This window comes from Mycobacterium sp. NGS66, from assembly GCF_059812225.1.
Genome location: NZ_JCALCG010000009.1, coordinates 212,104 through 234,472 on the forward strand (window position 1 = coordinate 212,104; position 22,369 = coordinate 234,472).

At 63.8% G+C, this 22,369-nt stretch carries 16 protein-coding genes and 4 pseudogenes; 7 read left to right on the forward strand and 13 right to left on the reverse strand.

Annotation, left to right across the window (positions count from 1 at the left end; translation table 11 throughout):
• Positions 1-11: 11 nt before the first annotated feature.
• Positions 12-380, reverse strand: a pseudogene (locus tag AC5Y2L_RS17885) (MFS transporter); the annotation flags it as partial.
• Between the two features lie 393 nt (positions 381-773).
• Between AC5Y2L_RS17885 and AC5Y2L_RS17890 the strand changes: the two are divergent.
• Positions 774-2,306, forward strand: coding sequence for a multicopper oxidase family protein (locus tag AC5Y2L_RS17890; RefSeq protein ID WP_499936873.1), 1,533 nt, complete (start codon positions 774-776; stop codon positions 2,304-2,306).
• A gap of 103 nt (positions 2,307-2,409) precedes the next feature.
• On the opposite strand, the gene AC5Y2L_RS17895 is transcribed toward AC5Y2L_RS17890, so the two are convergent.
• Positions 2,410-3,063 (reverse strand): DUF305 domain-containing protein, encoded by a 654-nt coding sequence (locus AC5Y2L_RS17895; protein ID WP_499937146.1) that lies wholly within the window; start codon positions 3,061-3,063, stop codon positions 2,410-2,412.
• Between the two features lie 169 nt (positions 3,064-3,232).
• Between AC5Y2L_RS17895 and AC5Y2L_RS17900 the strand changes: the two are divergent.
• A pseudogene (locus AC5Y2L_RS17900) lies at positions 3,233-3,831 on the forward strand (class I SAM-dependent methyltransferase).
• A gap of 462 nt (positions 3,832-4,293) precedes the next feature.
• Here the strand turns inward: AC5Y2L_RS17900 and AC5Y2L_RS17905 are convergent.
• Both AC5Y2L_RS17905 and AC5Y2L_RS17910 read right to left on the reverse strand, forming a co-directional pair.
• On the reverse strand, positions 4,294-6,549 hold the full coding sequence (locus AC5Y2L_RS17905; protein WP_499936871.1) for a heavy metal translocating P-type ATPase: 2,256 nt from the start codon (positions 6,547-6,549) through the stop codon (positions 4,294-4,296).
• A gap of 26 nt (positions 6,550-6,575) precedes the next feature.
• Positions 6,576-6,782 carry a heavy-metal-associated domain-containing protein gene (locus AC5Y2L_RS17910; protein WP_499936869.1) on the reverse strand — a complete coding sequence of 69 codons (207 nt, stop codon included), beginning with the start codon at positions 6,780-6,782 and terminating at the stop codon, positions 6,576-6,578.
• A gap of 672 nt (positions 6,783-7,454) precedes the next feature.
• Here AC5Y2L_RS17910 and lpqS (AC5Y2L_RS17915) point away from each other — a divergent pair.
• The 5 genes and pseudogenes from lpqS (AC5Y2L_RS17915) (at position 7,455) to AC5Y2L_RS17935 (ending at position 13,471) form a co-directional block, all read left to right on the forward strand.
• Positions 7,455-7,829, forward strand: a complete 375-nt coding sequence (lpqS, locus tag AC5Y2L_RS17915) for a putative copper homeostasis (lipo)protein LpqS (RefSeq protein ID WP_499937144.1) — start codon at positions 7,455-7,457, stop codon at positions 7,827-7,829.
• A 243-nt stretch (positions 7,830-8,072) separates the two neighbouring features.
• Positions 8,073-9,089: pseudogene (locus AC5Y2L_RS17920) on the forward strand (PLP-dependent cysteine synthase family protein); the annotation flags it as partial.
• A gap of 559 nt (positions 9,090-9,648) precedes the next feature.
• Positions 9,649-10,698 (forward strand): ornithine cyclodeaminase, encoded by a 1,050-nt coding sequence (locus tag AC5Y2L_RS17925; protein ID WP_499936867.1) that lies wholly within the window; start codon positions 9,649-9,651, stop codon positions 10,696-10,698.
• Entirely contained in the window at positions 10,689-12,059 is a 1,371-nt protein-coding gene (locus AC5Y2L_RS17930; protein WP_499936865.1) for a type III PLP-dependent enzyme domain-containing protein, read from the forward strand. The genes AC5Y2L_RS17925 and AC5Y2L_RS17930 overlap by 10 nt, the downstream gene beginning before the upstream one ends.
• A 140-nt stretch (positions 12,060-12,199) precedes the next feature.
• Positions 12,200-13,471: an MATE family efflux transporter gene (locus AC5Y2L_RS17935; RefSeq protein ID WP_499944238.1), complete on the forward strand. Its 1,272-nt coding sequence runs from the start codon at positions 12,200-12,202 to the stop codon at positions 13,469-13,471.
• A gap of 567 nt (positions 13,472-14,038) precedes the next feature.
• Here the strand turns inward: AC5Y2L_RS17935 and AC5Y2L_RS17940 are convergent.
• The 9 genes and pseudogenes from AC5Y2L_RS17940 to AC5Y2L_RS17980 form a co-directional block, all read right to left on the reverse strand.
• Complete coding sequence (locus AC5Y2L_RS17940; protein WP_499937143.1) at positions 14,039-14,296, reverse strand: WXG100 family type VII secretion target; 258 nt, start codon at positions 14,294-14,296, stop codon at positions 14,039-14,041.
• Between the two features lie 53 nt (positions 14,297-14,349).
• On the reverse strand, positions 14,350-14,646 hold the full coding sequence (locus tag AC5Y2L_RS17945) for a WXG100 family type VII secretion target (RefSeq protein ID WP_499937142.1): 297 nt from the start codon (positions 14,644-14,646) through the stop codon (positions 14,350-14,352).
• Positions 14,647-14,747: 101 nt separating this feature from the next.
• The gene (locus AC5Y2L_RS17950; RefSeq protein ID WP_499937141.1) at positions 14,748-15,953 is read right to left on the reverse strand and encodes a PPE family protein; all 1,206 of its coding nucleotides are present in this window, start codon (positions 15,951-15,953) and stop codon (positions 14,748-14,750) included.
• A gap of 19 nt (positions 15,954-15,972) precedes the next feature.
• Positions 15,973-16,272 carry a PE family protein gene (locus tag AC5Y2L_RS17955; protein WP_499937139.1) on the reverse strand — a complete coding sequence of 100 codons (300 nt, stop codon included), beginning with the start codon at positions 16,270-16,272 and terminating at the stop codon, positions 15,973-15,975.
• 629 nt (positions 16,273-16,901) lie between these two features.
• Positions 16,902-17,279 carry a putative copper homeostasis (lipo)protein LpqS gene (gene lpqS / locus AC5Y2L_RS17960; protein WP_499937174.1) on the reverse strand — a complete coding sequence of 126 codons (378 nt, stop codon included), beginning with the start codon at positions 17,277-17,279 and terminating at the stop codon, positions 16,902-16,904.
• 373 nt (positions 17,280-17,652) lie between these two features.
• Entirely contained in the window at positions 17,653-18,984 is a 1,332-nt protein-coding gene (locus AC5Y2L_RS17965) for an MDR family MFS transporter (protein WP_499937138.1), read from the reverse strand.
• Entirely contained in the window at positions 18,971-20,011 is a 1,041-nt protein-coding gene (locus AC5Y2L_RS17970) for a PLP-dependent cysteine synthase family protein (RefSeq protein WP_499937171.1), read from the reverse strand. The genes AC5Y2L_RS17965 and AC5Y2L_RS17970 overlap by 14 nt, the downstream gene beginning before the upstream one ends.
• A gap of 238 nt (positions 20,012-20,249) precedes the next feature.
• On the reverse strand, positions 20,250-20,696 hold the full coding sequence (lpqS, locus tag AC5Y2L_RS17975) for a putative copper homeostasis (lipo)protein LpqS (RefSeq protein WP_499937136.1): 447 nt from the start codon (positions 20,694-20,696) through the stop codon (positions 20,250-20,252).
• 268 nt (positions 20,697-20,964) lie between these two features.
• A pseudogene (locus AC5Y2L_RS17980) lies at positions 20,965-22,155 on the reverse strand (L,D-transpeptidase).
• Between the last annotated feature and the right edge of the window lie 214 nt (positions 22,156-22,369).

The following is a 22,369-nucleotide window of genomic DNA, read 5'->3' on the forward strand; positions in this document are numbered from 1 at the left end:
ACCGCGAGTTAGGCGCGGATCGCGGGGTGATACCGCGGCGGTCAAACCTATTGTGGCTGAGGCGATTAGCACCGTGGGAAGTGACGGTGTACCCGCCAGGAGGACAAACCCGCCGGCGCGCAACAGGCACTCTGCGGCGATTACCGCCTTGTAGCCGACTCGGTCCGCGAGCGTGCCGCGAATGATGAACCTGCTTTTGCTCCGAGAAGTTCCGGGCACCCATGACCAGCCCAGTAGCCCACGCTACGAGCTCAAGTGGGCCGGCGAGGTAACCGGCCAGGTATCGCATCAGCATGTAAAAGCCGACATTGATGCCAAACTGGTTGATCATCAGAATCCGGCGCCTTGGGGAAACTACGGAACCGCACGATGAAGGCCATTAACCTCATCCTCTCAGTTGACTTGACGACGCCGGGTCTAAGAAGTTTCCCAACCGCTCGCGTGCGGGGGCGATAAGCGACGGACCTGGGGCGGGTTAGTCGTTATCGAGATCCTGAGCTTCCCATTCCGGGCTTCTCCGTTTTCTCGGAGACTTCCTGAACCATGTTTGATTTTGCAAGCCGGGAGGAAAGAGGTACTCGTGCCACGCGGTTAACCCACGGATAGCGCAGGAAGGCATCAGACTGGTTCGACTGAATCGACCGGTACGGTGGACCACGGACAGCCACAGGCCGACCTGCCGACAGCGGCATCAGTCTTGCAACCCGCTGGTCGTTGCGACCCGCTGTGGTGCTGAGGTCCCCGCTGAGCTGTGAAACCATCACGACCTACTCATGAAGGGACTTGGGATGCCTAGACAAGGGTGGACTGACCTGCAACTGAGTAGGCGGGCGTTCATTACCACCTCGGTGGCCGGCGGGGCCGGATTGGCGCTGGCCGCATGTGGACGGTCGACCACTGCCGGGCCCACCCTCGAGCAAGCCATCGCCGCTGCCGAGAAAGCCCGGTCGCACACCGGGCGGACGGTGCGCGCCGCGTTGACGCCGCAACCGGCGACGATTGACCTAGGCGGCCCGATCGCGCGCACGCTGGCCTACGGCGACGCACTGCCCGGTCCGCTGATCCGTGCCAATGTCGGCGACGAAGTGGCCGTTACCGTCAAAAACCGGCTCGGCGGTCCGACCTCGGTGCATTGGCATGGCGTCGCGTTGCGCAACGACATGGACGGCGTCTTTCCGGCAACCCCGAATATCGCCGCTAACAGCGATTTCACCTACCGGTTCTCGTCGCCTCACCCGGGCACCTATTGGGCTCACCCCCACGTGGGCCTGCAGGCCGACTATGGGCTTTATCTGCCGGTGATCATCGACGACCCCACCGACGCGGGCAAGTACGACGCCGAATGGATCGTGGTCCTCGACGATTGGACCGACGGAATCGGCAAAAATCCCCAACAGGTCTATGACGAGCTGAAGGCAACCCACATGCCCGCCCCATCGCCCGGTCAGCAGGAGATGCCTGGAATGACTGCCGTGGGTTCTAGCGCCCTGCTCGGCGGGGACTCTGGCGACGTCGACTACCCGTACTACCTGGTCAACGGACGGATCCCGGCGGCGCCGACCACGTTCGACGCCAGACCCGGCCAGCGCATCCGCATCCGGATCATCAACGTCGGCGCCGACACCGCCTTCCGGGTGGCCCTGGCAGGCCACGTGATGACGGTCACCCACACCGACGGTTATCCGGTTGTGCCCACCGATGTCGACGCACTGCTGCTCGGCATGGCCGAACGCTACGACGTCACGGTCACGGTAAAAGACGGAGTATTTCCGCTTGTCGCCGTACCCGAAGGCAAAAAAGCCCAGGCCGGGCGCGCCCTGCTGAGAACCGCGGCCGGTACCCCACCGGACGTCAGCTTTCAACCAGCCGAACTCAACGGCCGGGTCGGCACCGTCGAGATGTTCACCGCCACCCCGGCTGCCAGCTTGGGATCGTCGCAATCCGAGGTCAACCTTGCCCTGGAGCTGACCGGTTCAATGATGAAGTACGACTGGGGGATCAACGGCAAGCTTTACCCGGACAGCCCGCCAGTGACGGTCAAACAGGGACAACGCGCCACCTTGACCTTCACCAACTCCACCATGATGTACCACCCCATGCACCTGCACGGCCACACCTTTCAGCTCATCAAACCCGACGGCAGCCTGGGTGCACGCAAAGACACCGTCAACGTGCTGCCCCATCAGAAACTCGATGTTGTGCTGATCGCCGACAACCCCGGTACCTGGATGATCCACTGCCACAACGCCTACCACCAGGAAGCCGGTATGATGACCACCCTCAGATACACCGCCTACACGACATGACGGCGCTGATGGACGCCCGGCGCCGGTTGTGGCATCGGGAAAGTCTTGTCGATGCGAGCGGCTGATCTTCGCGCGCTGTCTTTGCGGCTAGCCAGGTAACACATCACAGCGAGCCCAAGATGGTCTGCATGCTGTTGATCTCGTGCTGCTGATTGGTGACGACCGAGTTTGCTAGCGTTAGAGCCGGCGAGTATTGACCGGACTTGATTTCGTTCTGGGCCATGGTTATTGCGCCCTGATGGTGCTTGATCATTTGGCTTAGGAAAAGCTTGCTGGCGTCAACGCCCTGTGCGTTCTGCAGGGCCTGCATGTCCTGTTCGGACATCATCCCGTCCATTCCGCTCATTCCGGGCATGCCGCTGCGGCTTGGCATCTCGGGCGTCGTAGTCTCGTTACCGCCAGGCATCGTCGTCGGCTGCCCCCACTGGTTCAGCCAGGTCTGCATCTGCTGGATCTCCGGTGCCTGGGCTGCCTTGATCTGGTTGGCTAGGTCGATCACCCGAGGATCGATGCCCGGCTTGTTAAGGATGAGGTCGCTCATTTGGATGGCTTGTTGGTGATGAGCAATCATGCGCTGGGCGAACATGACGTCTTCGCCGTTGTGTGCCTGCGTTCCCGCTGGCGAACTCGATGCGCCCGGGGAAGAGGCGGCCACCGACGTGCGCGAGGCAGCCTCATTGCCTGAGCCGCCACACGCGGTCAACGCAAGTTGCACTGCGATTGCAGCTGCGGTGGTGGTCAGTGATCGACTTCGTATCACAACGACTTCCTTTCAACAATCACACGCAAACTGGTTTTCGTGTACCCGATACGGGTAGACCGTAACAGGTTAAGGGCGCGTAACTGCTGGGCCCCGAAGGAGGTCCACGATGAAACGGCACGCTAATACCGCTCGTCGAGACGATCACCACCTCGGCAGGATGACCATGTATTCGTGGGGCTACGAAGTGCTGACCAACGCCTGGTACTTCGGTCAGCGCGCCCGGATATGGGACCAACTCGTCGCTGATTGGCGCTCGACGAGGCGGGAGGTACTCGACATTGGCTGCGGTACTGGTTATTTCGCTCGTCGGATCGCCCCTGTGGTAGGTCCGGCGGGCGCCGTAGTCGGGATCGGTCCCTCACCGGCGGCGCTCGATTATGCAGCAAGGCGTACCCCGCCGAACTGTCATTCCAAGCCGCAGCTGCCGAAGACCTTCCCTTCGCGGACGCTTCGTTCGACTTGGCGGTGTCCAGTTTGACCTTCCACCACATTGGGACTGACCATCGTCTCGACGCCATCCGTGAGATGTTTCGAGTGTTACGGTCGGGCGGCCGGATATGTATTGCCGACGTCCGCCCCCCAAGAAGTCAGATACTGGAGCGAATTATCGCCACCGCGCACGGTCAAGCTAAGGTGCACAACATCTTTGACCAACTCCGAGCGATGGCCATCGCGACCGGGTTTGCCGTCACCGGGACCGGGAATGTGTCGCGACTTTGCTACATCACGGCAGAACGGCCCCCTGATCGGTCACCGGCATAGCGACCAAGAACACCGAACTGTAGTTTCGAACAAGGTCGCAGTGCTCACAGTTCTACAGTGATATCGAAAAGACATGCTGCACAACCACTCTGGCCAATTACAGCAATACACCGGAATTACCCGTCATTCAGGTTCGCACCAATCTAGCTGTCAGCTAAGCGATCGGACGGACTCGCGGCATGCCACTGCGCAACGACGACCTACTCTCAAGACTCCACCGGCGGCAGGTGTTGCAGGACAGCCGTGGTTAGGTTGACGTCATAGCCAGTGCGCCGCGACACGACAGGACCGGTGGCTTCGCAGACGTTCGCGCCACCGAAGTCTGTGCGCGGCTTTTTCTCAACTGGCCGACCGGATTCTCACTGATGCTCGCTTACTCTGCGCCGCTACCATAGGACATCCGTCCGAACCGCATACAGCAACACACTTTTCGGCACTATAGACGCTGGGTTTGGGCGTCTGTTAGTACGGGTGCGGCATGAATCTGCGCAGCCGCAGGCTGTTGCTGACAACGAACAGCGACGAAAAGGCCATTGCGCCACCTGCCAGCATGGGATTGAGCAGCCCGGCCGCCGCCAACGGCAGGGCGGCAACATTGTAAGCAAACGCCCAAAACAGGTTGGTCTTGATCGTGGCTAACGTCTTGCGGGAGAGCCGTATTGCGTCGGCCGCTACGCGCAGGTCACCGCGTACCAGCGTCAAGTCGCTGGCCTCGATGGCGACGTCGGTGCCGGTGCCCATCGCCAGCCCGAGGTCTGCCTGCGCCAGGGCGGCCGCGTCGTTGACGCCGTCACCCACCATGGCAACGACTTTGCCCTCGGCCTGTAACCGCTTGACGGTTGCGACTTTGTCGTGGGGCAAAACCTCGGCGATGACCTCGTCGATACCCACTTGGCCGGCGATGGTGGCGGCCGCGGCCCGGTTGTCGCCGGTGAGCATGATGGGGGTCAAACCCAGCGCGCGCAGTGCGGTGACCGCCTCGGCCGAGGTCGGTTTGACCGCATCGGCCACCACGAGCACCCCACGCGGTCGGCCGTCCCAGCCGACCGCGACCGCTGTTTTGCCTTCGGATTCGGCGCGGCGCATCGACCGCGTCAGATCAGTTGGTAACTGTTGCGACCAGTCGGCCAGTAGCCGCTGCCGGCCTACTATCACCGCGTGGCCGTCGACCATGCCCTGCACACCGAGTCCCTCCAGGTTGGCGAAATCCAGCACGGCCGGCAGATCACCGAGCTTGTCGCGTGCGCCCTTGGCGATCGCCCTGGCGATCGGATGCTCGGAGGAGTCTTCGAGTGCGCCGGCCAACCGCAGCACCTGCTCGGGCTGCTCACCGTCGGCGGCGATCACCTCGAGCAGCGTCATCGTGCCGGTGGTGATGGTGCCGGTTTTATCGAGCACGATCGTGTCGACTTTCCGGGTCGATTCGAGCACTTCGGGTCCCTTGATCAATATTCCGAGCTGGGCCCCGCGCCCGGTGCCCACCATCAACGCGGTCGGTGTGGCCAGACCCAGAGCGCACGGGCAGGCGATGATCAGCACCGCGACGGCCGCCGCGACAGCCGCCGAGGTCGTTCCACCGGTACCGACCCAGAACCCGAGCGTCGCCAAGGACAGGCCGATGACGATCGGCACAAAGGTGGCGGAGATCTTGTCGGCCAGCCGCTGCGCCGGCGCCTTGCCGGTTTGGGCGTCCTCGACGAGCTTTGCCATTTGCGCCAGCTGGGTATCCGCACCGATCCGATTCGCCCGCACCGCGATTCGGCCACCAACGTTGACCGTGGCCCCGACCACCGGGTCACCGGGGCCGACTTCGACCAGCACCGATTCCCCCGTCAGCATCGACGCGTCCACCGCCGAGGAGCCCTCGATCACCACGCCGTCGGTGGCGATCTTTTCGCCGGGGCGCACCACAAACTCGTCATCGATGCCGAGCTGGTCGATCGGTATGCGTTGCTCTGCACCATTTCTGCGCACCGCGACATCCTTGACGCCAAGCTCGAGCAGCGCACGCAGCGCGGCGCCGGCCCGCCGCTTCGCGCGTGCCTCGAAGTACCGACCGGCAAGCATGAACGTCGTGACCCCGGCGGCGGCTTCCAAATAGATGTTGCCGGTAGCGTCGCTGCGGCTGATGGCCCACTCGAACACGTGTTTCATGCCGGCCGTACCGGCGGTGCCCCAGAACAGCGCGTAGACCGACCAACCCAGCGCGGCGATCGTGCCCATCGAGATCAGCGTGTCCATGGTGGCGGTGCGATGCCGCAGAGTGGCCCACGCGGCCGTGTGGAACGGCAGCCCGCCCCACACCACCACCGGCGCGGCCAGCGTAAGCGACAGCCACTGCCAGTTGGCGAACTGCAGTGCGGGAATCATGGCCATCGCGATCACCGGAACGGTCAGTACCAGGGAAAGCAGCAGCCGCTGCCGCAGCGACGCGGTCGGATCCTGCTCCGCCGAAGCAGCCACCTCACTGTCGGCGACGGGTGCGCTCGGCTTGGGCAGCGCCGCCGCGTAGCCCGCCTGCTCCACCGTGGCCACCAACTGCTCGGGCGACACATCTCCGAAGTAATCGACACTGGCCTTCTCGGTGGCAAAGTTAACCGACGCGCTGACCCCATCGAGCTTGTTGAGCTTCTTTTCGATTCGGGCCGCGCACGACGCACACGTCATCCCGCCGATCTGCAGCTCAACATGCCGAGCTGGTTGTGTGGCGGCGTCCATGGTCAATCCTCCCCAGATCGGCGCTCTTAGCCGGCGAGCTGGTAGCCAGCCTCTTCGACGGCGTTCCTAATCGCATCGGGGTCAATCGGGCGGTCGCTGTCGATGGCCACCGCGCCACGTGCCAGATCGACGTCCACAGCTGCGACACCGGCAATATTGCCGATCTCCTCGCGCACTGATAACGCGCAGTGACCGCAGGTCATTCCGGTGACGGTGACGGTCACGGTGCTCATGTCGATCTCCCATCCGTATGCAGTGGGGTGTCCTCCGTTGAGGTCTACCATACCCCTCCACGGTATGTAACGGGGTGGTGGGCCATCGTAAACCGACTCATCTGTTCGGCCCGCCGGGCCGTCTTATCGCGTCAGCATGGTCAGCGCGATGGCGACCCACCCGACGCTGCTCGAGGTGAAACAGGACAGTCGCCAGAACACGGTAGACCGGCGGCGGACTGCCGAAATCGACGCGCGGAAAGGTAGGGGAGAAACGTGAGCGGCTGCCAGCAGGCGCCGGCCACAACAGAGTCACCATCTCATGTGGAACATCGCGTATGGCGACAACCGACTGCGACCAGGTCACCCGCGAAGAGCAGGCCGCCGAGGTCAATCGTCGCCGGTTGAGCATGGCACGTTGTTCGCCGATATCCCGTTTCGCGGCGCACCTTTTGTGATGTTGCCGATGCCTGACCCCACTACCGGTTCGGGGTATACAATCGTGACGTGGATGCGCGGTCGACGGTGTCATGCCCGCCGCCAGTGTATGGGGCGAGTGGGCTGGTGCCGATCGTCCGGGGGCTTGCCGAGGCGACCGGCGGTGGCGCTGCGCTTTTGTTTGGGCGCTTGTCGGCTTCCGGCGGCGTGACGCGGCAAGGGTCCGCAAACGCGAGGCGGCCTTGGTTGCGATCGGTGATCGTCGTCGCGGCTGTGGTGTGGGCGCTGGTGGCTGTGGGGGCTCACGGATTGTTGGCGGAAAAGCACCACGCTGCCCACGCACCGCATCCGCTGCTGGCCTCGCTGGGCGCTGAGTTCGCGGTCAATATCGATCATGCGCATCTGGTCGACGGGTCGGCGTCGTCGCACCATCCTGAACAGTCCGCCACCGCGGTTTTGCCGCGGTCGGCCACCGCTTGGGTTGCGCTAGGTGTGGTAGCGGCGGTGTTCACCGTTACCGCTGTGCTCGGCAGCGTTATGGTGCTGGCCGGGCGGGGTCCGCCTGGTTGGCTGACCCCTGTTGTTACGGGTCGACATCGGTTGACCCAGTTCTGCCGCGCTCGTCGCTGAGCGGTCAGCGTCAGGCCGTTGTGCCTTTGGCACCGATGGCCGGTGGCTGCTGGCTTTTATTAGTTGCCACGCCCTGTTTGGCGGGCATGCTCAAGCGAGGATCACATGACTTCTGTCCCTTCTATCGACACCCTGCCCGGCGGGTGGGAACACTCCCGTTGCCGGCCTCCCGCCCCCGACAGGTTTCGCCGCACCCCGCAGCAGTGCCGCCACGCGCCCGAGCGGTATCGCCGCGTAGGTGCGATGGTCGGTAACACTCCGGTGCTACGGATTTCAGAACCGTTCGCCACTGGCGACCGCGGCTTTTGGGCCAAACTCGAAGGGGCCAACCCCGGAGGCATGAAAGACCGCCCCGCCATGCACATGGTGGAACGCGCCCGATTGCGGGGCGAGCTGCTGCCCGGCGCCCGCATTGTCGAATCCACCAGCGGCACTTTGGGTTTGGGATTGGCGTTGGCGGGTATGGTGTATCGCCATCCGGTCACCCTGGTTACCGACCCCGGGATGGAGCCGATCATCCAGCACATGCTCCGCGCTTACGGGGCGCAGGTGGATTTGGTGACCGAACCGCATCCGGTGGGGGGGTGGCAGCTTGCGCGCAAAGACCGCATCGCAGAATTGCTCGCCGACGAGCCCGACGCGTGGTCCCCCGACCAGTACAACAACCCGGACAACGTCGACGCGTATCGACCCCTGGCCTTAGAGCTGCTCGACCAACTCGGCGACATTGATGTGTTGGTGTGCTCGGTGGGTACCGGCGGCCACTCGGCCGGGGTGGCCCGGGTGCTGCGCCAATACAACTCTGAGCTGCAGTTGATCGGCGTGGACACCATTGGCTCGACGATCTTCGGACAACCCGCCACCTCACGGCTGATGCGCGGCCTAGGCTCCAGCATCTACCCTCGCAACGTCGACTACGGCGCCTTCACCGAAGTGCACTGGGTCGCCCCGGCCGAAGCGGTGTGGGCCTGCCGCACCCTGGCCGCCACCCATTACACCAGCGGCGGCTGGAGTGTGGGGGCGGTCGCGCTGGCCGCGGGCTGGGCCGCGCGGACCTACCCGCGCGGCACCAATGTCGCCGCCGTCTTTCCCGACGGCCCGCAACGCTACTTCGACACCATCTACAACGACGACTACTGCCGCCACCACGGCCTGCTCGACCAACTGCCCCCCCAGGAGCCGGCCATCATCGATGATCCGACCCAACACGTCGTGCAGTCCTGGACCCGGTGCACTGCCGTCGTCGACCCCACCACTGTGGCGCCGCACCTAGCCGCAATTCAGCACCCCGGGTCGAGGATTTCTGGTCGAAGACACGGCGGCGAAGAGCAATTCCGGCATGAGGGCAACGCCCCAATGAAGCACCAACGACTAGGTCGAACGACACCTGCGGACACTGTTGCGGCTGAGTTATGCGCTGCGAGCGCTGCGGGGAATGCAGGTGACAAGCTGACGTCACTTCCTGGGTTCGCCGCGCGCCTAAACAGTAGGCCCCTGTGATGCGACCGCGAGCAGTGCGCGATATGGGACACCGCTTATGCGCTGGGGTTGTTGCCGGGCGACCAGCCGACGCGAGTTCGAGGCGCAGTTAACGGTTGCGCCTCGTGTCGGAGCGGTCCGTGGCGGACCGATGTCTCAACAGTAGCCCTATCTAGCGCATTGAAACCAAGGCCACATTCACCTGCAGCGGGCGGCGACGCCGATGACATCCGGGGGGGAAAAGACGGGTGACCAGGAGAAAATCCCACCATAAAAGTAGTGCGACAACAAATCACAAATGAATGAACAACAGTCCAGAAAGCGCATCTACGGTCGAATTATGAGCAACATTCAGAACGGAACACAGCACATGCAATCTGCGACAACAAGCCAACCAGTGCAGCAGATCCTCTCCCGTGAGGGCGTTGCGCTGCCCGTGCTCACCCACAGCGACCTCGCCGACCTTCCCATCAGCCCCAGCGACGTGATAGAGGCTGTGCGGGGAGCGTATCTGCGGGTGGCGCAAGGCTCTTCGCGAGCCCCGGCGAAGATCATGATGCGTTCGCCATATAGAGATTCGGCGTCCTATGCGATGCCCGGCTATGACGGCGGGTTGCAAATATTAGCCTTCAAAGATTATTACATGCAAAATGACGAAGGCAAAAAAGAATACATCACCATCATCCTTTATGACGACAAGGCGGGGGTGCCTATAGCGTTTATGGACTGCACCCGAGTTACCACCCTACGAACCGCGGCCAGCACCGCGTTGATCGCCGCCGCATGTGCCCCCGCCGGGGCACGCACCGCGCTCGTGGGCGGTTCAGGTGCACAAGGCAGGGAAACCTTCCCATTCCTGCTCACCGCGCTTCCCGACGTGCAGCGGCTGCTGCTGTTCGCCACCCATCCCGACGGGATCGCGGCTGTGCGCGCTTACCTTCGCGAACAGCACCCTGACCGAGACATCGAGCTAGTGACCGACCCTAAGAAAGCCGCAGGCGAAGCCGACATCGTGGTCGCGACCTCGGCGGGCCCGGCCACCGAGGTCAAACTGCGCACCAGCTGGCTGAAACCCGGGGCGCTGTTTATCTCGGTGAACGGGACAGGGGTCCACCCGTCGTCGCTGCGCGACGCCGACTATGGGGTCGCAACCACCGCGGGTCAGCTGGCGGTCACCGGTAGGCGCTTCGCCAATGAAGATGGCTCGCTGCCGCTGGACGCCGAACTGCCCGACATCCTTGCCGGAACAGCGCCCGCCCGGCGAGACAAGACCGACCGGGTCTTCGTGTTCAACAGCGGCATGGCCATCACCGACATCCCGGTAGCGCATGCGCTGGCGACCCAGGCGATCGCGCTGGGGCGCGGACAGGAGATACGGCTGTGGAGCTAGCACACCAGCCCTTATCGGTGCCGGCGATCAAGCCGGCCTGGTTTCGACAGGTGCTAGCCGACCGTACGCTGCTAGCCGATGTGGCTCATGCGATAGGCGGACCGTTTCATGGACTGTATCCGCCCCGATTCGCCTACAACCTCAAAGCCTTCACCGATGTCATCACCTCGTCCAGGGTGGCGGGGCAAGTCTTTTTCGCCAAGAAGGCGAACAAGGCGGGTTGTTGGCTAACGGTGTGCGCCAACACGGGTGCCGGTGTCGACGTGTCCAGCGCCGAAGAGTTGATTCATGCGCTCTCGCGCGGGGTGCGCGGCTCCGACATCGTCGTCACGGGTCCGGCCAAAAGTGAGCAACTGCTCTGGCTGGCATCCCGCCACGGTTGTTTGGTCGCTGTCGACGCCCATGATGAGCTCGACCGGGTGATCGCCTTGGCCCGTCGCGGCGAGCTCGTCCGTATCCTGTTGCGGGTGCTCCCGGATGTCAACCCCGACAGCAGATTCGGCTTCGATGCGGCCGAACTGGAAATGGCGCTGAAGCGCTGCGCCCTGCAGCGGTCCCGAGTGTCAATGGAAGGGTTCTCCTTTCACCTCAACGGCTACGAGGTCACACCGCGAGCCCAGTTGGCCGACCAGTTGGTTGACCGTCTCGTCGAGGCACGAGCACAAGGGCTCGCAGCAACGTCCATTTCTATCGGCGGCGGGTTCGCGGTGAGCTACCTCGACGCCGAAACGTGGGCGCGATTCTTGCGCGACGCCGAGCAGTCCGATTTTCACGGCGGGAAGACGTTCAGCCACTTCTACCCTTATTGCCAGTCGCCAACCGGCGCAGAGATGTTGTCCGCCATCCTCTCCAACGCAACAGCCCGCGGCACAGGCACAGTCGGTGAAAAATTTGCCAGGACCAGAACCAGGCTATTGGTGGAGCCCGGGCGCGCGTTGCTGGACGGGGCCGGGTTCACCGTATTTCCCGTCCAGGGGTTCAAGCGCAGAGTCGACTACGGGATCACCACGGTCGACGGATTGAGCATGAGCCTCTCGGAGCAATGGAAGTCCAGCGAATTTCTTCCCGACCCGATGCTGTGGCCAGAACAGAGTCCCGACGCGCTCGCGCAGACACGCCCCGTCCGAACCTGCGTCGGCGGAGCAAGCTGCCTGGAATATGACATGCTGACTTGGCGCAAGGTCGTGTTGGCGCGGGAGCCGCGTCACGGCGACCTGCTGATCTACCCCAATACGGCTGGCTACCAGATGGATAAGAACGAATCCGAGTTTCACCAACGTCCGTTGCCCCCCAAGGTTGTGGTGAGCCTCGACGGCAGCAGGTGCCGCTGGCAGCTCGACGACAACGGACATCAACGGTGAGTCGGCCGCCCGTGGCTGACACGCACCGAGCGCGCCTTGCCTACCTCGTGCGTACCAGCCGGCAACTGACCGCACTGGCGGCACCGATCGCCGGTGTCCAGTTCGCCCAAGTGGCTTTGACTACCACGGATTTGGCCGTGATGGGGTTAATCGGGGTGCAGGCCATCGCCGCGGGCGGACTCGCCGCAGCCTTATACAACCTGATGCGCACCATGTGCGTGGGCGTGGTGACCGCCGTGGGAAACCTGGTCGCCGGCGCGGCCGGACGGGGCGAAACACGTTCGGGCAGCGATCAACCCGATGGGCAGGCCCAGACCGAAATACGCCAGATAACGCGGTCCGCTGTTCTGGTGGCCACCGCGGCTGCTGTGCTTCTCGGAGTTGCGCTGATCGGGTTGGGCTACGTTTTACCGCTTTTCGGGCTGAACAAGGACGTGGCGGCACTCGCGCGACCAATGATGAGCGCCCTGGCTCCCGGACTGATCCCGATGGTTTGGCTAAACGTTTTGCGCCAGTTCAGTGTCGGCATGCGCCGACCGGGTCCACTGTTAGCCGTCAGCATCGCGTCCATCGCACTGAACGCGGCATTAGACCTCGTGTTCATCTACGGTCTGCTGGGCATCCCAAAGCTTGGGCTCGCCGGAATCGGACTGGCTACAACATTGGTACAGGTGATTTCCGTTGCCGCGTTCTACCTTATCCTGCGCCGCGATGACCGCCTGGCCCCGCTACTGTCGATCGATGGCTGGAATGCGGACGCTGTGACAGCACGCAACATCGTACGCCTCGGCATCCCCATCTCCTTGACATACGGTTCAGAGGCGGGCATCACTTCCCTTGCTGCCGTGGTGATGGGGGCCTTCGGCCCAATCGCGTTGGCGGCGCACAATGTGGTAACCCAGTTGACCCGCATTGCTTTTCAGGTCAGCATCGGCCTGTCCCACGGGGCCTCAATTCTCATCAGCCGTGCCATCGGCCGAGTCGACAAAGACCATGCTCAGCAGATCGCGACCGCAGCGCTCGTGCTTGGCTGGCTCACCACGGCCTTTATCGGGCTGGTGTACGTGGCGGCGCCAAACGTCGTTTTGCGGCCATTCCTCGACAACGATCCTTCCGATTCGTCAACTATTGTGCTGGCCAAGCTCTTTCTGCTCTTTGCGATAGTTCAGCAGATCGTGGACTTCACCCAAAATATCGCCGTCGGGTTGTTACGGGGCATTGGAGACACGGCGACGGGCCTTCGGGTCACGTCGATCGGGTATTGGCTGGTTGGCTTGCCGGCGATGCTGCTGCTAGCCTTCCCGGCGCACTTGCAGGGCCCGGGAATATGGATCGGGCTGAGCACAGGCTTCCTCACCACAGCAGTGTTGCTGCTACACCGGTTTCGCCGCGACCTGCCACGGACGGTCTGACCTGCCGCAAGTGGACGCCTAAGTAGGCACAAGGAAACCCCTTGAGAGCACACGCAGTTGGACGCCGAAAACAGCTCATCTCGCTGCGTGGCCGATGACGCTGTTTTGGCCCCCCTAGCCTTTAGATGATGGGTGGGGTAGAGCGGCGCTCATCGGTGCTCTGGCCTTCGTCGGGCTACACGGCCGGCATGACCATCATCCAGGATGACGGCGATGCCCGTTGCTCTTGCCGCTGTTCGGCGCGCTCATCGACTAGTCGCAATCGCGGCAGGATCGCATGTTGCGGTCCAGCCTCACAGGTGAATTCGCCACGTGGGACGGGCTTTAGCCGCAATGTTTGAATCAGGCGACAGGGGCCGCGACGAGATCGCCCGCGTGGCAGTCGGATCCGACTGATCATCTGCGGGAAAGCTGCGTGCGGCATTGCTTTCCCGCATCGCATGCTAGCTGTGTCGTAGTCGTAGCTGGCTGGCCCACCCGTCGATGCTGTCCACCGCTACCTTGGTGAATCCGCGGGCGCGACTCTGCGTTTAACTGTTGTATGCCAGCAAGCGGCCGGGATCGGTGTTAGGCCCAGCTGGAGCCCACCGCGGTGTCGGTGTCGGCCATGTTGGCACCGGCGGTTTGGACCTTGGAGCCGTGGGCGTTGGCCTGCTCGTAGATCATTTGGAAGTTGCGTCCCAATTCGGTGATGAACTGCTGGCACGCGATCGAGCCGGCGCCGCCCCAAAAGTCGCTGGCGGCCAGCACATCACGAATGATGGCCTGGTGCTCGGCTTCCAGCGAGGCGGCCTGGGCGCGGATCACAGCGCCATGGGCGTCCACATCACCGAACTAGTAGTTGATCGTCATGTCATTCTCCCAACGAATACCGAGGGCTAGCTGCTCAGAATCTGCTGCGAGGCCTGTTCCTGCGCCTCGTAGTTGTTGGCGTCGCGGATCAGCCCGTCGCGCACCCCATGCAGCATGTTCACGATGTTGCTCAACGCCTGATTCATCTGACTCATGGTGTCGTAGGAGGTGGCCTGAGCTGTCCCATTCCAGCTGGCACCGGCAACGTTTTGTGAGGATGCCCACATGCGGCGGGCCTCGTCCTCGACGGTTTGGGCGTGCACATCGAAACGGCCCGCCATCGCCCGCATTTCGTTCGGATCGGTCATGAAACGTGTAGTCATCTCGGTATTTCCCTATCTCGGAATCATCAGTTGTGCTAATTGCTGCGGTGGTCGGCCTGACGGCTGGCCCACTGAAACAGATTGGTGCTCCTCGCTTATCGCTATCCGACGGTCGGCGAGGTTGGTACCACAGTGAGTCGGGGCATGAAGCGAGGATCAAGATCATTACCGCCGATGGTTCCAATGGTGCGCCCGGCCATAGGCGCGAGCGGCGCGCCGAGCAGGCCTCCCGGCCCGTCCGCCACTGCCGGGGCAGTGCCCACACCGGTGCCAGGCAATGCCGCTGCGGCAGGACTCATCGTCGGTGCTGCCGAGGCCCAAGTCTGCGGGACCGACAACGCCCCGACGGAGCCTGCCCGGCCCATACCCGCCGATACCGCAGCTGCGCCGAGGCCTGCTGAACCCGTCGACCCCAGCGCGCCCGCCCCGGAGCCGAGCCCGCCCGTCAGACCCGACGCGACTCCGGCCATCAGACCCGATCCCGAAGCTGCATTGACGGCGGCGGCGGCTGGCATCAGATTCTTCATCTGGTTCAGGTTCGACAGGAGTCCAGCCGATATATACCCGACCGAACTTGTCATCGACAGACCGGTACTCAGCGGGCTCAGCGACGAGCTCAGCGACGACAAAGAGGACGATGTGGACGACAGGGGCGAAGCGAGGCTCTGCAGCGCCGTGGGCACCGCGGAGGTCACCTGCGACAGTGTGGCCTGGGTGTTCGTCGCGGCCGAGGTGGCCGTGGCTTGGGCGACGGCCGCGCCCTGGGCGGCCAGCCCGGCCGGAGAGGTGGTGGGCTGCGGCGGGATGAACGGCGGCAACATCGAAGCGGCTGCCGACGAGCCGGCGTAGCCGTACATCGCGGCGGCATCCTGGGCCCACATCGCCATGTACTGCGCTTCGGTGGCCGCGATCGCCGGTGTGTTTTGCCCCAGGATGTTCGTGGCGATCAGCGACATCAACAGGCTCCGGTTGGCCGCGATCACCGGCGGGGGCACCGTCATCGCAAACGCGGTCTCGTACGCGGCCGCCGCCGCCCGGGCCTGGTTCGCCGTTTGCTCGGCCTGGGCGGCGGCGCTGTTCATCCAGGCCACATAGGGGGTGGCCCCGGCCGACATCGCGGCTGATGCCGGGCCCTGCCACGACCCGGCGGTCAACCCCGAGATCACCGACCCGTAAGCGGTGGCCGACGAACTCAATTCGGCGGCCAGCGCGTCCCAGCCTGCCGCGGCAGCTAGCATCGGCCCCGAGCCAGGACCGAGAAACATTCTGGCGGAGTTGATCTCCGGCGGTAGCACCCCGAAATCCATTTCTTCTACCTCTTTTCGCTTAACCGGTCGCGGTCGCGTTGGCGGCTTCAGTGGTGGCATAGGAAGCGGCGCTGCTTGCCAGGGTGGCCACAAACTGCTCATGAATGGCTGCGGCCTGGGCGGCCACCGCCTGATACAACTGGGCGTGCGCGGCGAATTGGGTCGCGGTCAGCGCCGACACCTCATCAGCGGCGGCGGGAACTACTCCGGTGGTCGGGGCTGCTGCGGCGATGGTTTCAGCGCTGATCGATGAGCCGATAGCCTGCAAGTTGCCGGCCGCCGACGCCAGCATTTCGGGTTGTGCCGTCACGAATGACATGGGTATTCCTTTCAGAGATGTTGTGCGGGTTGGCGATGGATTTACTTGAAGCGCTTGTTGATTCGTTTCATTCGTCGGATTCCGATGTGCTGGTGTCGACCCGTCGTTTCGGATACCGGTGTGGCAACAGGGCACGTTGCACATGATCGGGCCGCTGTTTCACCGCCCGCCTATGGTGGTTGGCCGGCGTGTATTGAAACCGGAGCCGATACACTGTGCCAGCCAAACTGACATCTAAATCCGGTGTGCTGCTGATGGATTCGACAATTTGGACGCCTGGCCACGACGCACGTGAGCCCGGGCCCCGTTTGACCCGGTGCAGGGCGGACTGATCTGCCATGCCGTCGGGCGGGATCCGTCGAGATTGGACCGGAAACGGCGCTCGCCGGTGCCGAGCGGTGAGATCCACAGCACGCACCGGTGTGTCGCCGACGACGGTGTTCGCTGGGCGATGGCTACCCGGGGCGGAGCGCTGCAAGGTGTGCCGCTTGCAGGTGCCGATGTATGGCACATGGTTGGTCATGCGAACGTCGCTTCTGCGTCGATGCCGCGATGTAGCGCGCGGCGGTTCTCATTTGGCAGCGGTAACTGGCCGTGGTGGCGTAGCACGACGGCCTGAGGCTGACCGATCAGCGACGCGCGAGACAGAACCGGGTCAAGCGATCTTGACCGGTGAGAGCGGCGACCAACGTGCGCGGAGGCCCGCGGCCCGCCGGCGGGACACCTTGCGGCAGCGAACCCGTGACAGCGACCAGGGCCACCACGAGACCGAGCTCAACCAGGGCGGTAGACCATGACGTTGGCAACACCCCGATTGTGTACGCGTGGTGGCATCCAGTTGGTGAGGCGTAACCCTGGTGGGTGTCGTCGACATTGACCGCAAACGCCTTGCCCGGTGAGGCGAGCACGGCGTGCAGTGGTTGAGGCGCGGAAGACTGGAACCAAAGCCAATTGCAGTGTGCGGCAATGGCGAGCAGCATCGCGGCTACCGTGGCGATGGCTGCCATGGTGATCACGGATCGCAACCCTGGCGGTCGTGATGCACCGTTTAGCACCACCATGCCTCGATGCCAGCCGTGTACATGGCGGGGAATACCTAAACTCGATGGGCTGACGGGTGCGGGACCGGCAACCGTGGGTTCAATGGGCCCGCTCAGACCGTCCGCCAGCGGCAAGTGAGGCTTCATATGCAGAGATCCGCTCCGCCCCATTTATACCGCATACCGGCATGGGGAACAACCAGATAGGCGCTTTGTCGAAGCGCCTCACGTGATCGACCATCGACCCCGCGCCAACTCACGTCGGTCGCGCGCGCACTGCCGCCCAGACTGAGAGCATCGAGGTCCTGGCCAGGCGTCATAGGGCTGACCACTTCCGCACCTACGCGCTCACCAACTCGTCGCGGTATTCGATGCGCTCCGGTGCGGCCTCGGGTTCTTGGCTTACCGTCTCGCCGGCTAACTGCGGACTTTCCTCCATGTCCTGGGCTACCAGATGATGGCTGCGGTCAAGATGGTGTAAGCCCACAGCTGCGATGACGCCGACGAAAACGAGTCCCCCCCAGAGGAGTTCGCCGACTCCCAGCTGTCGCGCTGCGCCTAGGGCCCAGCCGGTGGCCAGGTTGCCGACAAGGATTCCCACCCCGACGATGGTGTTGTAGAACCCGTAATGGGTGGCCACTAGCCGCCCACCGGCCAGGGCCATGACGGTGTCCATCTCGAAGGGGAAGACTGCGGCAGAACCGACTGCCAGCATGCCCGCTGACACCAGCAGCGCGGCGACGGCCGCAAAGCTTCCGAACGGGTAACTGTCCGGGATCATGACCAGCGGCAAGAACGAGGCCGCCAGGGTGGCTAGGCCGATGGTCAGGCTGCGCCCAGGGCCCCACCGTTCGGCGAACCAGCGGGTGATGCGCAGCTGTCCGGCGACCGCCACCAGTCCTGAAATGACGAAAATCCCCGCAACCAACGGTGTTTGGAAGCGCTTTGTCAGGATCGACGCCTGCAGCGGAAGGGCGAGATAGACCTGGAAAGACAACACGTAGGAGCCGATCATCGCCAGCGCAAACAGGAGAAAGGACCGGTTGGCGATGACTACTCGCCAGTCATCGAGTATCGATGTCTTCTCCGGCGCCGGATCGGCGCTGTGCTGCGGCAGGGCCAGTAACTGCGCCACCGTGAGCAGCGCAAAAATGGCTGCCGCCCCTGCCGCGGTGATGCGGAAGTCGATGGCCACCAGCATGACTCCGACCAGCGGGCCCAGCAGAATCCCGGCCTGGTAGAAGATGTTGAACACCGCGAACGCTTCGACGCGACGATCACCAGAATCGGTGGCCAGGTAGGCGCGCACCGCAGGGTTAAACAACGCGCCCGCGAAACCGGTGGCTGCCGAGGCGATCAGGACGACCGGCACCGAGTGGGCCACAACGAGTAAGGCGAAACCGCCGGTGCGGAGCAGGCAGCCGACCACGATCAACGGCTTGTAGCCGATCCGATCGGCGAGTGTGCCGCCCACGATGAACATGCCCTGCTGGGAGAAGTTGCGGACGCCCAGGACCAGCCCCACAGCCCACCCCGCCAGCCCCAGTGGGCCGGCGAGGTAGGCCGCCAGGTACGGCATCAGCATGTAGAAACCCATGTTGATGCCGAACTGGTTAATCATCAGCATCCGGCTAGGGCGGTCGAAGCTGCGGAATTGCTCAAGCAATGTCATAGCGCATCGCTCCGGTGGGGTCGACGACGGCAGTGCACCGGGTCCAGGACTGCACGACGTGTTGGGTCGGATCATCGATGATGGCCGGCTCCTGGGGGGGCAGTTGGTCGAGCAGGCCGTGGTGGCGGCAGTAGTCATCGTTGTAGATGGTGTCGAAGTAGCGTTGCGGGCCGTCGGGGAAGACCGCGGCGATGGTGGTATCGGTCGCCATGGTGCGTGCGGCCCAGCCGGCGACCAGGGCCACCGCGCCCACACTCCAGCCGCCGCTGGCGTGGTGGGTGGCCGCCAAGGCGCGCGCCGCCCAGACCGCTTCGGCCGGGGCCACCCAGTGCACCTCGTCGAACGTCGGGTAGTCGACGTTGCGGGGGTAGATGCTCGAGCCCAGCCCACGCATCAGCCGTTTGCTGGCCGGTTGCCCGAAGATGGTGGAGCCGATGGTGTCCACGCCGATGACCTGCAGGTCGGGGTTGGCCTGGCGCAGCACCCGGGCCACCCCGGCCGAATGGCCCCCGGTGCCCACCGAGCACACCAGCACGTCGATGTGCCCGAGCTGGTCGAGCAGCTCGAGCCCCAGCGGCCGGTAGGCCTCGACGTTGTCGGGGTTGCTGTACTGGTCGGGGCACCAGGCGTCGGGGTCGGCGGCCAGCAGTGCGGCGACCCGGTCTTTGCGGGCTTGTTGCCATCCGCCGACCGGGTGCGGCTCGCTGACCAGATCGACCTGGGCGCCGTAGGCGCGCAGCATGTTTTGCACGATGGGTTCCATGCCCGGGTCGGTGACCACGGTGACCGGGTGCCGATACACCATGCCGGCCAGTGCTAGCCCCAGCCCTAGTGATCCGCTGGTGGATTCCACGATGCGCGCTCCCGGGCGCAGCTCGCCGCGGGCGCGGGCGCGCTCCACCATGTGCAACGCGGGGCGGTCCTTCATGCTGCCGCCGGGGTTCAAGCCCTCAAGTTTGGCCCAAAATCCGCAGTCGGCGGTGCTCAGCGGCGCCGAGATTCGCAGCACCGGGGTGTTGCCGACCAGGCCATCAGGCTGACCGAAACTCCCGGAAACCGGTTGGCACTGACCAGCACCTTGCCGCCCGTGCACCAGGGTCAATGGCCGTGAGTTCCGCGGCCCCATGTTCTTTAAAGACTTCCAAGGCAAAACTTGGTTGTTCATTAATCGTCGCTTTCTAACGGCAGGCCGCGCGACGCGGCCGTGGACAGGACAGCGGCCACCGGCCGTCGTGACAGGGCACAAACGACCTGGCGCTGACCAATCAGCGACGAGAAAGACAGAACCGCGTCAACAGATCTTGACCGGTCAAAACAGCGGGAATCCCATCCGGGGGGCCCCGCCCCGCCAGCATCACCTGCCGGCTCAGCACACCCACAGCGGCCACCACCGCCACCACCACACCCAGGGCAGCCAAACCCGTAGCCGGCGAATTTGGCACCACGGCGCTCACAAACGCCTCATGGTGGGCGGTCGATGACCCCTTGGACAGATGCGGATGATCGACGTCAACGCTGAACTCACCGCCCAGCGATGCCGCCAAGGCATGCGGGTGAGACGCAAAAGACTCCGACCGCGCGTGCGAATGCCCGCCACCGACGAGCACCCACATCACCACCGCCGACGCGACAGCCGCGACCACGGCGACAAATCGCCACCGCGGTCGTGCGCATGTGGGGACGTACTGCACGTCCGCTCCCGCCCGTCTCATACCCCCCGAGGGTACAGTACAGGCACCAGTCTTTCTAGTCCGGCGGTTCCCATGCCGGCATCGGGTATGCCCGCTCGAGCAGATTGAACTGTTCCCCGCCTAGCAGCGGCAAAGGGCTTCTAGCCAATAGTGGTCAAACGATGCCACCAGCTCGTGTCTCGTTCTTTGAACCCTCGGAATGGATGGGGGGGTGGCGAAGTCGAATAAGGCGACTGCTCCGACGCTGCAAACCGTCGATCGATGGTGTCTCGAAGAGTACCCAGCCGGGTCAGGCGAGGGCGCTTCCGGCCTGCCATTGCGCCCAGGGCACACTCCAGTCACCGTTGTTCCGCAACGACAGTGGCGGCCCCCCCGTGTTGCGGACCTCGACGATGTCGCCTGGTTGGGAAAACCCGAAGAACCATTTGGCGTTGTCGCCGTTCAGGTTTAGACAGCCGTGGGAAGTGTCGGTGTTGCCTTGAGCCCACACGGTGCTGTCGAGTTGGTGAAGATAGATCCCGTCGGGGCTGATTCGGGTGGCGTAGTTGATGGTCTCGCGGTAGCTGAGGTGGGAATTGACGGGCAAGCCATAGGTGGACGAATCCATCACGACCGGATTGGACTTATCCATCACCGTGTACACGCCGGGTGGGGTCCAAAACGTGAGGGTTTGCCCGGCGACGGTTTGCGTGCCGCCCATGCCCATCGAGGTGGGCATGGTGCGTACCAGAACACCATTGTTGTAAACGTTGACCTGTTTCGTGTTGTCGTCGGCGATAGACACATGCGCATCACCGATGGTGAACGATGTCTGCTTGTCCTCTTGGCCGTACAGTCCGCTCCCCAACGGCGCACCGTAAATGTTGGCCGCCACGGTGATTTTCGTGCCCGCCGGGTAGTAGTGCTCTGGGCGCCAATGGGCGTTCTGGTCATCAACCCAATACCAGGAGCCGTCCACGGCCGGAGCGGTCGTCACAGCCAGTCGGCGCTGCGCGGCCGCGCGATCGACGATGGGTTCATCGAAGTGGGCGACAATGACCGTTCCCACCCCTTAGGTGCCGCCGTCGCGCAGCGCCGCACCTGACGTCGTGGTCAGCGACACCGAAGCCTGATTGCTGGGTGTCAGTGTGGTGAACTTGGACGTCCGCGACGCCAAAATTCCCGTCGGCCCGCGACTGGCCACGGTCAGGGTGTAGCTACGGCCATACCCCAACGGCACGCCGGGCTTCCACACCAGATGGTCAGGGGTCATAACACCCGGGATCGGCGTGTTTTGGTCGTTGACCATCTGCACGTCGGTCAGCGTGCCGTTGGCTGCGCTCACCGTGACCGCGCCCAGCGGGTCAACGTTCACCGCGTCGGGGCCCGGAGTGACAGTGACGGTCGCGGGCGTTTCCGCGCGCGGGACCGACGCTGCGGGCAGCGCACCACTGTGGTCATCGCCTCGCCCGATCACCACGGCCACCACGGCCATCACCATCACACTGATCACAGCGACCGCGATGAGGCTCACGCGAGTTCGTCGATCGATACCCACCAGACGCCTCCTCTCTTTTCTCACGTTCGTGGGCGCCGGCGCGCCGCGCGGTGTATGTGTGCCGCACCGACGTCGGCATCTATGTGCCGGGCAGCAACTTTTGGGTGCATGCGCGTCGCATTCCCGCTGCGATGAGCATCGTCACAGTCTGGACTGT